The sequence below is a fragment of the Rhodococcus sp. Leaf225 genome (genome assembly GCF_001426145.1).
In the GTDB taxonomy this organism is placed as follows: domain Bacteria; phylum Actinomycetota; class Actinomycetes; order Mycobacteriales; family Mycobacteriaceae; genus Rhodococcoides.
The window spans coordinates 979,646-993,290 of sequence record NZ_LMRN01000009.1 but is presented as its reverse complement, the minus strand read 5'-3'; the positions used below and the strand labels follow the sequence as shown (position 1 = coordinate 993,290).

Sequence of the window (13,645 nt, the reverse complement as noted above, 5' to 3'; positions counted from 1 at the left end):
AACGGGGCATGACTCTCAGGAGGACAGCCGGGTGCCCGATCGGTCGAACTCGGCCCGGTGCGTTCCGTCCGCTCCTGTGACCAGGATGGACGCCGCCGAGTCCCGGTCCTGCGGAAGAAGACGCACCGTCACCGCGCTGGTGGAGTCGCTCTCGAGGGCGGTGATCACCGAGGTCACGATGTCGCGATCGACCACGCCGGTCGCGTCCGCGCCGCGGTCGTCGAGCAGGACCACGTCGACTCCCCGACTCCGCGCTGCCCGCGCCGCACTGCTCACCTCGGAGTCGGCCAGTCCGGCAGCACGCAGGGTGTCCCGCAGATGGAACTCGAGAAGACGGCAGGACAGTCGCTCGTCGTCGGACAGCGGCTCGCCCGAGGCGATCCTGGTGAGGAGGGGGCGGGCCAGCTCGTCGAGCCGGGTCAGTTGAAGGTCCCGCTCGTGCAGTGCCGCGGCGGCCGCGGCTTCCTCCGCTGCCTGTCTCGTGGACTCCTCCCGTAGCCGGAAGATGTCCGTGACGGGTGAGCGCAGCGCGAACGCGAAGAACGTGCCCATCAACACCAGCGCGCCGCTGGGCAGCACGTACAGCACGGCGTCGACCGCGCTCTGCTCGGTCAGCAGGCACCAGACGAGCGTGACGACGAAGATGCCGAGGAACCCGGCCCACGCCCACCACGTGCGCCCGCGGACACAGAGGAAGGTGTAGATCCCGGCCGCCGTCCCGATCGGCCACATCTGCAGAGGGTTCCCGATCGGCACCGGAAGCGCGGCGAGGACGATCGCACACGACAGCGGGCCGGTGAGCGTGACGGCTGCCGTCGCGCCGAAGGGGATCGGATCGCCCGGGACGCGGAGGAGTGCCGCGACGGACCCGGCATGCAGGACGACCGCCACCGCGACGAGCGCCGGCTCGGTGACGCCCTCGAGTGTCGAGGCGGCGGCCAGAACGACACCGGCGACGTTGAAGGCGACCACCACGAAGGCTGCACGCGTGTGCATGCCCAGCAGAGTCGTGACATCGTTCGTTCTGCTCACTGTGCCTCCCACCGCAGTTCGACGACGGTGCCGCGACCCACCGCAGTGCGGAGCGCGGCGAAGCCGCCCGGAAGCCGGTGCATGCGGTCGAGAATGCTGACCCGGACGCCCAGGCGATGTGCCGGTATCGACGACAGATCGAAGCCGGGGCCGTCGTCCGTCACCGTCACCCGGAGTCCGAGTGGGGAGAGCGCAGCCACGACCGAACGGTGGGCATCGGGGCCCGCATGTCGCAGACTGTTCCGCATCGCCTCGGCCATGGCGGCGCCCACGGTGCGGACGGTCTCGGCCGGCACCGTCCGTTCCGCCGCATCGGCCTCGAACCGGAAGCTCAGTGTCGCCGATGCGTCCACTGCCGCGGCCGCGGCACGAAGGTGCGCGACCACGTCCTGCACATCGAAGTCCGCGGCCGGCAGCGTGTTCCGTCGCAACGTGTCGAGCTCCGCCAACGCGACGCTCGCCTGGTCGACGAGACGCTGATCCATCGGACCGCGCGATGCGGCGAGGAGCGTGGACATGACGTTGTCGTGGATCAACCCGTCGAACCGTCGACGTTCGACCGTCCGCGCCTGCACCGCGGCAGAACTGGCGGCCTGCGCGTAGGTGGACTCGCGGGTGCGATCGAGAAGGAAGCCCGTGCGCGACGCCGTGATCGACGCGGCGACGAAGATGAGGCTGAAGCCGAAGCTGTAGACGATGTCTGCCACCAACGGACTCCGGTCACCGGCGTCACGCAGATAGTGGTTGACCAGTTGGACACCCGTGACGGCCACCGCGAGATGGAGGAACGCCCAGCGCGGCCTCATCGACACCGCAGCCCCCAGAGAGGCCAGGGCAGGGAAGAGGGAGAACCAGGCAGCCTTCCCGTCGGGCAGGGTCTCGCCCGTCCATCCGAGCGGCCAGGTGAGCAACCCGAGCAGAAAGACCACGGCGCAGGCCGCCGCCAGTGGCCGGAGCGCACGCTGACCCCGCCGGCCGAACGACGCGGCGCCCAACGCCAGTCCGGGTCCGAAGAACAGGACGAGCCCGACCGGAGTCCACCAGGACGCCGACACCCCCTCCAGATCGCGGATGAGCGGAATCGACACGAGCAGGTAGAAGACGTAGCCCACGCCGATGAAGCGGCCGAACATCGTGAGGATCTGATCGGCCGCGCTGCGCTCCGCCGTCGTCACGACTTCCTGCGTCGACGAGGAAACGGCAACCACCCGTCCTCCAGTGCCCGTTTGTAGAGGTCGGTCTTGGTCGGGGCGGGCCTGCCGGCGTCGGCGTACTTGAGCCGGATGCGGCCGAGATAGTCGTTCACCGTCTCGGGTGAGATACCCATGGACGACGCGACCCGCGTGGCGGTCTCCCCGGCCGCGTAGAGCGTGAGGAGCCGTCGATGCTGCGGGCTCAGATCCACCGCGGCGAGGTCGGGATCCCCGTCGATGGCCGCCGCCCAGTCGATGGTGGGCACCATCTCGCCCCGGGCTGCACTCCGCACGGCGTCCACCACCGCGTCGATCGGCTGGGACTTGCGCACCACACCGAGCACACCGGCGCGGGCGGCGGAGCGCACCAGGAACGGATCCTCGCCCGAGGTGAGAACCAGCACGTCGAGACCGCGGGCGCGGATGGCCTCGACGTTGGACACCGGCGACGATCCGTCACGCAGTCGAAGATCGAGGATCACCAGATCGAGGTCCGTGGTCGCGTCGAACAGCTCGGCGACCGTGGGGGCGCTCGCGACGAAGTCGAGGTCGGGATGATCGGCGAGGGAGTCCCGCAACCCCCGGATGGTCAGCTCGTGATCATCGACCATTCCGATACGCGCACGTTCGACCCCCACCGGACCCCCTCAGCCACAAAGTCGTCAGAGCATAACCATCTGACCGGTCGTGTTGTGGTGCCAGGTGTCAGGTGTCAGCGCCGGAGCTCCTCGGCGATCGCGAGAACGCCGATGCGCACCTCCTCGAAGCTGGTGCTGAGCGGGCTCAGGCCGAGCCTGATGCCGCTCGGGGCCCGGAAGTCGGGGATGACGCCGCGCTTCCACAGCCGCGCCGTGACCTCGCGGAAATCGGGGTGATCGAGCGTGACGTGTCCCCCGCGCTCGTCCGCGTTCTCCGGCGAGGCGATCTCCACGCCCAGTGGCACCAGGTCCGAGCGCACCAGCTCGAGCGCGTACTCGGTGAGAGCGACCGACTTCGCGCGGATCGCGTCCATGCCGACCTCGCCGATCATGGCGAGCGTGTCCTGCATCGCGATCATGCCGAGCACCGGCGGGGTGCCGCTGATGACGCGTCGCACGCCCTCGGCCGGGACGTATCCCTGCTCCATGGCGAAGGCGTCGGCACGCCCCATCCATCCCCATACGGGCTGCCGAAACTCGGGCAGATGCTCCGCGCGGACGTATGCGAACGCGGGCGAGCCGGGACCACCGTTCAGGTACTTGTAGGTGCAGCCGACGGCGAGATCGACACCCCACTCGTCGAGACGGAGCGGCACGGATCCCACCGAGTGCGACAGGTCGAGCACCACCAGGGCGCCGACGTCGTGCGCGACACGGGCCGCCGCGGACGCGTCCGCGAGAAAGCCCGAGCGGTAGGCGACATGACTGAGAAGCACGAAAGCTGTTCGCTCGGTGACGACATCGGCGATGTCCGCAGTCCGTACGCCCGACCGCCGGTCCGAGTCGATCCACACCAGCGTCAGGCCGAGTTCGGACGCGATGGACTCGAGGACGTAGCGATCGGTCGGAAAGTTGTCGCGATCGAGGACGATCTCGGTCCGGCCCGGCCTCAGCGCCGCCGCCCCGCGCGCGATCTTGTAGAGCAGGACGGTGGTGGAGTCACCGATGACGGTCTGCCCGGGTGCTGCACCCAGGGCCACTCGACCGAGCGTGTCGCCCAACGTGATGGGCAGCTCGAACCATTCCTCGTCCCACCCGCGGATCAGCCGGCCACCCCAGGCCTGCGTCATGAACGTCGAGACACGCTCGATGCTCGCCGTCGTGGGCCGACCGAGCGAATTGCCGTCGAGATAGGACACGACGGGATCGGCGTCGTCGGTGTGGAAGCGAGAGCGGTACTCGCGCAGGGGGTCCCGTGCGTCGAGGTCTGCTGCGTTCATGGCTGTCCGATCTCGGTGCGGGCGGCGAACAACTCGGGGAAGAACGTCAACTCGAGGGCGCGCTGGAGGAAGCCGACACCACTGGAGCCGCCGGTGCCGCTCTTGTGCCCGATCGTACGGAGCACTGTGCGCATGTGTCGGAACCGCCAGAGCTGAAAGTTCTCCTCCAGGTCGACGAATTCCTCGAACGCCTCGTACGCGGCCCAGTTCTCGGTCGGGTTTTCGTAGACGTGCGTGATCAGTGGCATCAGATCGTCGTTGCGCGCGTACGGCGCGGTGACATCTCGCCGCAGCGCACTCTCCGGAACGTCGAGTCCTGCGCGGGCCAGGCACCGCCACAGGGCGTCGTACACACTCGGCTCGCGGTGCACCCGCGTCAGCAGTTCGGTTGCCACCGAGTCGGATTCGAACACCGTCAGCATCGCCGCGTTCTTGTTGCCCAGCACGAACTCCACCGCGCGGTACTGCGCGGACTGGAACCCCGACGAGTTTCCCAGGAACCCGCGGAACTGCGCGTACTCGGTGGGCGTGAGTGTCGCGAGCACCGACCACTGCTCGGTCAGCGTCTTCTGAATGTGCTTGACACGAGCGACGCACTTCAGCGCGAACCCGAGGTCGTCGGCGTCGAACGCGTCGCGTGCGGCGAGCAGTTCGTGCAGCACGAGCTTGAACCACAGCTCGGTGGTCTGGTGCTGGATGATGAACAGCAACTCGTCGTGATGCTCCGGGACACTCACCGGCTTCTGCGCACTGAGCAGAGTGTCGAGATCCAGGTACGCCCCGTAACTCATCCGCTCGCGGAAATCGGTGACGATGTCCTTCTCCATGGCGCGCTCGTCCATTGCTCCTCTTCCGTCGATTCCCCCGAGCCTAGGACGTAGATTCGAGGGATGAGCGAGTCCTCGGAACGAATCGACGTCGTCCTGCACCCGGACGCCGTTCGAGACCTCGGCACGGTGACCGACCTGGTGCAGTCCGCGCTCGCTGCGCGCGGCGCCACCGGGGAAGTGCACGTGTCCGACGATCCGTCGGTCGCATCGGGCGACGTCATCGTGGTGCCTGCGCCCGGAGGACACGTCGACGCGCTGTTCGACGACCGCTGTGTGGTGCGTGTCGACTACGGCTACGTGGCCGCGGACCTCTCGGCGGGCCTGCACGCCCACATTCGCGGACGGGGACTCGGCGGGCTCCGCTACGCCGTCGATCGGATCGTGCATCACCGACTGCACCCGGCGACCGTCGAGTCGTATGGGGCGCACCCCGAACAGTTCGCCGAGGTGCGTGGGACGAGCGGGCCGGTCGTCGCCCTGATCCACGGCGGCTATTGGCGGGCACCGTGGCGACTCGACTCGCTCGACGCCGCGGCCATCGATCTCGCCGACCGCGGCTACGTCACGTGGAACGTCGAGTACCGCAGCCCCGACGAGCACGGGTGGGAGACGACGACGGCGGATGTCGCCGCGGCCCTGAAGCACGCTGGTGCGCAGGCCGTCCTCGGCCATTCGGCAGGAGGACAGCTCGCGATGCGCTGGGCCGCGGATGCCCGTCCCGCACTGGCCGTGAGTCTCGCCGGAGTCCTCGACCTGAAGATCGCCGACGACCGCGGCCTGGGTGACGGCGCGGTGCGTGCAGCCCTGGGCTCGCGGTACACGGATGCTCACGCGGAGTCGTCCCCCCGAGCGCGACTGCCACTCGGGGTTCCGCAGATCGTCGTGGTCGCGGCATCGGACGATCCGAACCTGAACGACATCGGCCGCGAGTACGTCACCGCAGCATCGGCCGCAGGTGACGATGTCACGCTTGTCGAAGGCCCCGGAGACCACTTCAGTGTCGTCGATCCACGGTCGGAGATCTGGCCTGCCATCGTGGAGCGGATCGAGGGACGTCTCCCCCGCTGATCGTCACTCGTGCGCGGTGTACTCCGCGTCGGCGACGGGGTCCATCCACACGACGACGTCGTGCTCGTCGTCGCCCTCGTTGATGGCGAGATGCACCATCAGACGATCCGGTGCGGCGCCGTGCCAGTGCACCTCGTCGGCCTCGAACAGCACGCGGTCGCCGGGACGGATGACCTCGACCGGCCCACCCTGCCGCTGGCACAGACCGACGCCCTCGGTGACGAACACCGTCTGGCTCAGCGAGTGGCGGTGCCAGTGCGTACGCGCCCCCGGCATGAAGTGGACCAGGTTGGCCGAGACCCGCGACGGGGTCGGAGCTGCGGCAACGGCGTCGATGTAGACGTCGCCGGTGAACCAGTCGGCCGGACCCTTGGTGGTCGCGATCGAGCTTCGGGTGATCTGCATGCGCGGTTCCTCTCGTCGGTGGTGCTGGTGTCCAGCATTCGCGGTGCCGGTCCACGGGGGAAGTCCCTGCCGAGGAGCGCCCCGGCAGGGCACCCCGGTCGTCTAGGTGAACAGGGCGTCGACGATCGCAGCCTTGTCGGCAGCGCTCTGCGGATGCGTCAGCATGCCCTCGACGGCGAACACCACGACCTTGGTCCGCGCGGCGATCCGCTCCTCGGCGACGCCGACGTGGCGCAGTTCCTCCGCGACCAGCGCATCGGCCATGGCATGGAAACCGTTGTGCCACTCGTCGATCGGAGCCGACACCGCAGCGCGGGCGTGAACGGTGTCCACCAACCGGTGGTAGCGCTCGAGTTCGGTCACCACCCACGTCAGCCGTTCCTGCGGTGACGTCACCTCCAGCTCCGCGAAGCGCGTCAACGCCGTCGCCGTGATCTCGGTGAGGGCGGCGACGAGCAGTTCGTCCTTGTCGGAGAAGTACCAGTAGATGGTGTTGGGCGTGACGCCGGCGCTCTGCGCTATCCGGCTCAGCGGGGTGCCGTCGAATCCGGCCTCGACGAACAGGGCCGTCGCGGCGTCGACGATCTCGGCCCGTTTCTCCGCTCGATCCTGCGGACGTCTGTTCCGAGGCATGCGGTCACCCTATCTTGATGCTCGATCAAGACGCTGCTACGTTCTCTTGAACATCAATCAAGAGGAGCCCGCATGCCTGACACCGTTCGCGACGACCTGTGGTTCGACTCCGGTTCCGATCGCTGCGCGATCTCGGTCCTCCGACCTGCCGGGCTCGACGGTTCCGCGCCGATCATCGTCATGGCCCACGGCTTCGGATCGGTGCGCGCGTTGCGTCTCCCCGCCTACGCGGACCAGTTCGTCCAGGCGGGCTACGTCGTCGCGCTGTTCGACTACCGGCACTTCGGCGACAGCGAAGGAACCCCACGGCAGCTCCTGGACGTGCGCAGGCAGCTCGAGGACTGGCGCAACGCGCTGGCCTTCGCCCGGCGACTCGACGGCGTCGACCCCGACCGCGTCGTCGCATGGGGCACCTCGTTCGGCGGGGGCCACGTCCTCACCCTGGCGGGCAAGGGCGAACGCCTGGCCGCGATCATCGCGCAGGTCCCGCATGTCGACGGCATCGCCGCCGTCCGTTCCGCCGGCCTGCGCCAGACCCTGCGTCTCGCACCGGCGGCCCTCTCGGACCAGATCCGGGCTCTGCTCGGTCGCGAGCCTCGCTACATCGACTCGATCGGCGAACCCGGTGCCCTCGCCGCCATGGTCTCGCCCGACGCCGCCGTCGGACGTGACCGTCTTCTCGACGCGTCGGGACTGCGGACCGGTGACTACCCCGAGACGGTCGCCGCCCGCATCCTGCTCCACATCGGCCTGTACTCGCCGGGGAAGACCGCCGCGAAGATTACGTGCCCCGCCCTCGTCCAGATCGCCACCGAGGACGCCATCACTCCCACGGACGTCGCGCTGCGCACCGCACGAAAGATCCCGCGCGCCACCGTGGTGACCTACGAGGGTGGTCACTTCGACCCGTACGTCGAGCCGCTCTTCCCCCGGATCATCGCCGACCAGCTGGCGTTTCTTCGCGACGTCGTGCCGGTCGCCAGGTGAGCAGAAGCGCCGGCGCCAGAAGCAGTTCGGCGATGTCGCCGCCGTAGTACATCAGCTCACCGGCGCCCTGGCGCTGATCGGCGGGAACCGGGATCTGGACGAGGAGTCCCGCGTAGATGAGTTGCGACAGGACGGCATGGCCGAGAATCGCTGCCCCGAGTATCCAGAGTCGGGTGGGTACCGAAGGCCGATGCGGTGCTGGGTCGGGGCCGGCGATGACCCACGCGAACAGGTACCCCGCCGCGAAGAAGTGCACGTGCACCACCAGGTGCAGCGCCGTGCTGTGTGTCGTCGCCTCGTACAGCGGGGTGAAGTACAGCAGTGCGAGACCACCGAGGTTCAGGGCCAGCGCGACGACCGGGTTCGCTATCACGTGCACCGGCCGCGAGCGCAGGACATGGCCGATGGCACGGCCGTTCGGCGGCGACACCGAGCGCAGCACCAACGTCATCGGGGCACCGAGAACCAGCGCCAATGGCGCGTACATGCCGAGAAGCAGGTGCTGGTGCATGTGGCCGCGGAAGTCGCCGTCCGGGTAGGGCAACAGTGCGGGGACCACGGCGAGAACGAGGAGCCCGATGCCGACGAGGAAGCTCACCGTGCGCCACGGGTTCCATCCCCGCGGCTCATGCCTGCAGCTTTCCGCCGCAACGACATACGCGGCTGCCACCACGACGAGGATCACGACCGGTCCGAGACCACCGCTGCCGTGATGGGTGTCGTGCGCGAGCATCATCGCGATCGACGTGCGCTGCGCTGCATGAGCCAGCCGCCGGCGATGAGGAGGACACCGAGGGCGAGGAAGCCGAGGTCCCACCACAGTCGATTCGGACCGCTGCGAACGTGGTGGATTCCCAGCAGGTGGTGGTCGGCGATGCCCTCGACCAGGTTGAACAGGCCCCACCCGACCAGAACCCACCCCCACAGCACTCGCGACGCCCACACCTGCCCGCGCGATCCGGTGACACGCGAGTACAGCAGTCCGAGACCCAGTAGTACGGCGAGCCAGGTGACCGTGTGGAAGACGCCGTCCCACAGCGTGTTTATCTGGAGGCCGTGGACGGTGTCGACGGGATAAGGCTGCAGGCCGATGTTGTCGTCGCCTGAACTGCTCAGCAGGTGGTGCCACTGCAGAATCTGGTGCAGCAGAATTCCGTCGACGAAACCGCCCAGGCCCACACCGAGCACGATGCCGGGCAGGGCGACTCCGCGGTCGGGCACGACGCCTTGTGGGCGTTCCGAGGTGACCATGCGCAGGGCAGTACCCGACGCACGGTCCTCGAAACTGTCGGGTTACTTCCGGCTGGGTGGCTGCAGGAACTTCATGGCACCGCGCAGGACCGGCTCGGGCACCTTGTCCTTGGCCGCCATCGCCTTGTCCATCACCTTCGTGCGCGTCTCGGTTCCGCGGCCGAACGCCTTGTTGAGCGCCGACCCTTCGGCATCCATCTGTACGTGCAGCGGCGGAGCGCCGTCCTGCTGCGCGATCGCATTGCTGATCACGACGCGCTGGATCTCGCTGGTGCCCTCGAAGATGGTGTACAGCTTGGCGTCGCGGTACCACTTCTCCACCGGGTGGTCGGTGATGTAGCCCCACCCGCCCATCGTCTGGATCGCCCGCTCGGTGGAGGCCACCGCGACCTCGGTGGCGGCGAGCTTGGCCATCGACCCCTCGCCGCGCTCGAAGGCGACACCCGTGGCCGCCATCCAACTGGCGCGCCACGTCAACAGGCGCGCCGCGTCGATCCGCATCGCGAGATCCGCCAGCGGGAAGGCGATGCCCTGGTTGTCGATGATCGGTGACCCGAACGCCTCACGCTCGTTGGCGTACTTCGTCGCGTACTCCAAGGAGGCACGGGCGATTCCGAGTGCCTGAGCGGCCACCATCGGTCGCGTCTGCTCGAGCGCTCCGAGAGTGGCGGAGCGACCTCTGATCCCGGTCTTCTCCGCTTCACGGGCCTTGGCAAGCTTGTGCTCGAGCTTGTCGAGACCGCCCAGGAGGTTCGCACCGGGAATGCGGACACTGTTGAATTTCAGCTCGGCTGTGTGGGAGGCGCGGCACCCCAACTTGTCGAGCTTGCGCACGAGTTCCAGTCCGGGGGTCCCGCCGGGGACGATGAACAGGGCCTGGCCCTTGTGACCGAGTTCCGGGTCCACATTGGCGTTGACCACATGCACGTCCGCGATGCCGCCGTTGCCGATCCACATCTTGTGGCCGTCGATGATCCAGTCGTCGCCGTCCTGCCGCGCGGTGGTCCGCAGGTTGCGAACATCGCTGCCGCCCTCGGGCTCGGAGATGGCGAGCGCCGCCAACTTCAGATCGTCGGGGGTGCCGAAGCACTGTGGAGCCCACTCGAGCATCTGCTCCGGCGTCGCCGCCTGGCCGATGGCCGACAGCGCGAGCGCCGGCATCACCACCGCGAGACCGATTCCCGCGCAACCCCAGAACAGTTCCTCCATGAACACCGGCAGCGACAGGCCGGTCGGATCACCGATGAGGTCGCGGTAGAACAACGGCGAATAGAACCCCGCGCGGGCCGCCTCCTGCAGCACCGGCCACGGGAACTCCTGCTCCTTGTCGTAGTGCTGAGCAACGGGCCGAACCACGTTCTCGGCGAAGTCGTGAGCACGGCCGACCAGCTCGTGTTGGGCCGGTGTGAGCGTCAGATCGAAAGCCATGATGTCCCCCCAGGACGGTTGTTTCGGCAGGGCATACCCCACCTCGACGAGTGTTACACGTCACTCCGTCTCATCAGGCAACGCGCTCGCCAACACTTGCGCGAGGTGCTCGCCGCGACGATCCGTGAGATCCGACAGCTGGGTGCGGCAGGAATAGCCGTCGGCCAGGATCGACGCGGTGTCCGCTGCCGACTGCATCGCCGGCAGAAGTTGCTGACCGGCGATGGTGACCGAGACGTCGTAATGCCCCTTCTCGACGCCGAAATTCCCGGCGAGCCCGCAGCAACCACCGAGGCGCTGCACATCGGCGCCCGCTCTCTCGAGCAGAGCCGCGTCTGCGCCCCAGCCCATCACGGCGTGGTGGTGACAGTGCGGCTGCGCCACCACCTCTCGGCCGTTCAGGGACGGCGGTTCCCACCCGCGCTCGGTGAGCAGTTCGGCCAGCGTGCGGGTGGCATCGGCGACCGGCGCGGCGCGCTCCTTACCGAGCAGTTCCGTTGCGTCGCTGCGAAGTACACCTGTGCACGACGGTTCGATACCCACGATGGGAACACCGCCGTCCGACGCCTCGGTCACGGCGTCCACGGTGCGTCCCAGGATGCGCTTCGCGGCATCCAGTTGACCGGTCGAGATCCACGTGAGACCGCAACACTGCTGCTTCTCGGTCAGCCGGGGCCGGTAGCCCGCCGACTCGAGCACACGCACCGTCGCGCGGCCCACCTCGGGCGTGAAGTGATTGGTGAAGGAGTCGACGAAGAGCACGACGGGATCACCGGTCGTGGGCCGGTGCGATTCGTGAAACCACTGCCGGAACGTCCTCGGGGCGAACTCGGGTATCGAGCGACGCGGATCGATGCCCGCCGCCCGCAGTGCAAGCGGCCCCACCCCCGGAAGCCGCGCCGCAGCGTTGACGGCGCGCGGCGCCCGAGCGGCGACAGCAGCCCAGCGCGGGAGCCACCCGAGCGAGTAGTGCGCCACGGGGCGTAGCCGACGTCGGTAGCTCTGGTGCAGCACCTCCGCCTTGTACGACGCCATGTCGACACCGGTCGGACAGTCCGAGGCACATCCCTTGCAGGACAAGCACAGATCCAGGGCATCGTGCACCTCGGGCGAGCGCCACCCGCCGGTGACGTCGGTGCCGTTGATCATCTCCTGCAGTACCCGGGCGCGCCCGCGGGTGGAGTCCTTCTCCTCCCGAGTCGCCAGGTACGACGGGCACATCACCCCGCTGGTGCCGGCGGTGTCCGCGCGGCACTTGCCGACGCCCGTGCACCGGTGCACGGCCTGACTGAAGTCGCCGCCGTCCTCGGCGTAGGCCATCGCGAGCAGCGTCCGAGGCTTCGCGGACGGGACACGGAGATCCGCATCGAGAGGTCGAGAATCCACGAGCACACCGGGATTGAGGATGCCGTCGGGATCGAACGCATGCTTGACGGCGCCGAACAACGCGAGTGCGTCCGCCGAGTACATCAGCGGCAAGAGCTCACTGCGCGCACGGCCGTCGCCGTGCTCACCGGACAACGACCCGCCGTACCGCGCCACCAGCGTGGCGGCGTCGACGAGGAACCGGCGAAACACCCCTGTCCCGCCAGGCTTGTCGAGCGGCAGGTCGATACGCACGTGCAGGCACCCGTCACCGAAGTGCCCGTACGGCAGCCCGGTCACCCCGTACTGCGTCATGAGGTCGTCGAAGTCGCGGAGGTATCGGCCGAGCGAGGCCGGCGGTACCGCCGCGTCCTCCCACCCGGCGTGTGCCGGCAACCCCGCGGGACTGCGCCCTGCGAGTCCGGCGCCGTCTGCTCGGATCTGCCACAGCCGAGCGGCGCGTTCCGCGTCGGTGACCACCAGGGAGTCGACCGCTCCGCAGCCGCGTGCGACCGCGTCGGCTCGGTCCGTGACCTGCTCGCGGGTATCGCCGACGACCTCGACGAACAACCACGCGGCGCCGCCGGGAAGCGGCGGAACCGCATGGGGTCCGCGGCGTTCGCGGACGACGTCGACGATGCGCGAATCGATGCCCTCGCATGCGGTGGGCGTGAACGTCAGGACGGTGGGCGCGGCGTCACCGGCGGTGGCGATGTCCGGGTACCCGAGAACGACGAGGATGCGGAACGCAGGCTCCGTCACCAGGTCGACGGTGGCGCGCGTGGTGACCGCGAGCGTGCCCTCGCTGCCCACCAGCATCCGGCGGACGTCGAAACGGTTCTCCGGCAACAGGTTCTCCAGCGCGTAGCCGGAGACCTGGCGGCCGAACGTGCCGAATTCCGTTCGGACGGTTCCGAGTCCGCCGGCGACGATCTGCCGCAGCGCATCGAGAGTCGGAGACGTGGTGTCCCTCGGCAGGTGCAGCTGCTCCCCGCTGCCCGTCACCACGTCGAGCGAGGAGACGTTGTCGGAGGTCCGGCCGTAGCCGAGAGTGCGCGAGCCGCACGCGTTGTTCCCGATCATGCCGCCGACGGTGCAGCGCGTGAAGGTGGACGGGTCGGGACCGAACCGGAGCCCGTGCTGCGCCGCTGCCTTCTGCACCACCGACTGCACGGCGCCGGGTTCGACAGTCGCGGTGCGCGCCTCGGGGTCGACGTGGAGAACCCGGTTCAGGTGCCGACTGACGTCGAGCACCACTCCGGTACCCACCGCGTTGCCGGCCACGGACGTGCCGCCGCCGCGCATGGTCAGCGGAACCCCGGTCTCGCGGCACACCGCGACGGCCGCCGCGATGTCCTCGGTGCGACGGGGCCGCGCGACGACGAGCGGGTGCACGCGGTAGAGCGACGCGTCGGACGAATACGCGGCGCGGGTCGTGCCGTCGGTGAGCACGTCGTCGAGGCCCGCGCGGCGCAGTGCGCGGGCGCAGTCCTCGGCGGAGATCACCGTGTCGACGCTACCGGGCCGGGTGGGCG

The 13,645-nt window shown here is 68.8% G+C and carries 13 protein-coding genes; 2 read left to right on the top strand and 11 right to left on the bottom strand.

Translation table 11 applies throughout. From position 1 onward, the window contains the following. Positions 1-15 precede the first annotated feature (15 nt). From ASG69_RS08945 to ASG69_RS08925, 5 genes are all read right to left on the bottom strand, one after another. Positions 16-1,032, bottom strand: a complete 1,017-nt coding sequence (locus ASG69_RS08945; protein WP_056442957.1) for a hypothetical protein — start codon at positions 1,030-1,032, stop codon at positions 16-18. Beyond that, positions 1,029-2,207, bottom strand: a complete 1,179-nt coding sequence (locus ASG69_RS08940; RefSeq protein ID WP_082544374.1) for a sensor histidine kinase — start codon at positions 2,205-2,207, stop codon at positions 1,029-1,031. Before ASG69_RS08940 ends, ASG69_RS08945 begins: the two co-directional genes overlap by 4 nt. Then, the gene (locus ASG69_RS08935) at positions 2,204-2,836 is read right to left on the bottom strand and encodes a response regulator (protein ID WP_056443005.1); all 633 of its coding nucleotides are present in this window, start codon (positions 2,834-2,836) and stop codon (positions 2,204-2,206) included. Before ASG69_RS08935 ends, ASG69_RS08940 begins: the two co-directional genes overlap by 4 nt. Before the next feature lie 101 nt (positions 2,837-2,937). Further along, on the bottom strand, positions 2,938-4,143 hold the full coding sequence (kynU, locus tag ASG69_RS08930) for a kynureninase (RefSeq protein WP_056442962.1): 1,206 nt from the start codon (positions 4,141-4,143) through the stop codon (positions 2,938-2,940). After that, positions 4,140-4,985 carry a tryptophan 2,3-dioxygenase gene (locus ASG69_RS08925; RefSeq protein WP_056442964.1) on the bottom strand — a complete coding sequence of 282 codons (846 nt, stop codon included), beginning with the start codon at positions 4,983-4,985 and terminating at the stop codon, positions 4,140-4,142. The genes kynU and ASG69_RS08925 overlap by 4 nt, the downstream gene beginning before the upstream one ends. Positions 4,986-5,033: 48 nt before the next feature. On the opposite strand from ASG69_RS08925, the gene ASG69_RS08920 reads away from it, so the two are divergent. Continuing rightward, positions 5,034-6,041, top strand: coding sequence for an alpha/beta hydrolase (locus tag ASG69_RS08920; protein ID WP_056442966.1), 1,008 nt, complete (start codon positions 5,034-5,036; stop codon positions 6,039-6,041). Positions 6,042-6,044: 3 nt separating this feature from the next. Here the strand turns inward: ASG69_RS08920 and ASG69_RS08915 are convergent, their stop codons facing one another. Continuing rightward, entirely contained in the window at positions 6,045-6,446 is a 402-nt protein-coding gene (locus tag ASG69_RS08915; RefSeq protein WP_056442969.1) for a (R)-mandelonitrile lyase, read from the bottom strand. 102 nt (positions 6,447-6,548) lie between these two features. After that, entirely contained in the window at positions 6,549-7,079 is a 531-nt protein-coding gene (locus ASG69_RS08910) for a TetR/AcrR family transcriptional regulator (RefSeq protein ID WP_056442972.1), read from the bottom strand. A 72-nt stretch (positions 7,080-7,151) separates the two neighbouring features. Between ASG69_RS08910 and ASG69_RS08905 the strand changes: the two genes are divergently transcribed. After that, positions 7,152-8,066 carry an alpha/beta hydrolase gene (locus ASG69_RS08905; RefSeq protein WP_056442974.1) on the top strand — a complete coding sequence of 305 codons (915 nt, stop codon included), beginning with the start codon at positions 7,152-7,154 and terminating at the stop codon, positions 8,064-8,066. Here ASG69_RS08905 and ASG69_RS08900 read toward each other — a convergent pair. From ASG69_RS08900 to ASG69_RS08885, 4 genes are read right to left on the bottom strand one after another with little or no spacing between them, the layout of a single operon-like run. Then, a complete protein-coding gene (locus tag ASG69_RS08900) occupies positions 8,014-8,802 on the bottom strand; it encodes a cytochrome c oxidase assembly protein (RefSeq protein WP_056442977.1) in 789 nt (262 codons plus the stop codon). The two genes, ASG69_RS08905 and ASG69_RS08900, sit on opposite strands and share 53 nt — an antisense overlap. After that, positions 8,799-9,317 (bottom strand): DUF2243 domain-containing protein, encoded by a 519-nt coding sequence (locus ASG69_RS08895; protein ID WP_056442980.1) that lies wholly within the window; start codon positions 9,315-9,317, stop codon positions 8,799-8,801. Before ASG69_RS08895 ends, ASG69_RS08900 begins: the two co-directional genes overlap by 4 nt. 42 nt (positions 9,318-9,359) lie before the next feature. Next, complete coding sequence (locus tag ASG69_RS08890) at positions 9,360-10,745, bottom strand: acyl-CoA dehydrogenase family protein (RefSeq protein WP_056442983.1); 1,386 nt, start codon at positions 10,743-10,745, stop codon at positions 9,360-9,362. Between the two features lie 60 nt (positions 10,746-10,805). Beyond that, positions 10,806-13,616: an FAD-binding and (Fe-S)-binding domain-containing protein gene (locus ASG69_RS08885; protein WP_056442988.1), complete on the bottom strand. Its 2,811-nt coding sequence runs from the start codon at positions 13,614-13,616 to the stop codon at positions 10,806-10,808. Between the last annotated feature and the right edge of the window lie 29 nt (positions 13,617-13,645).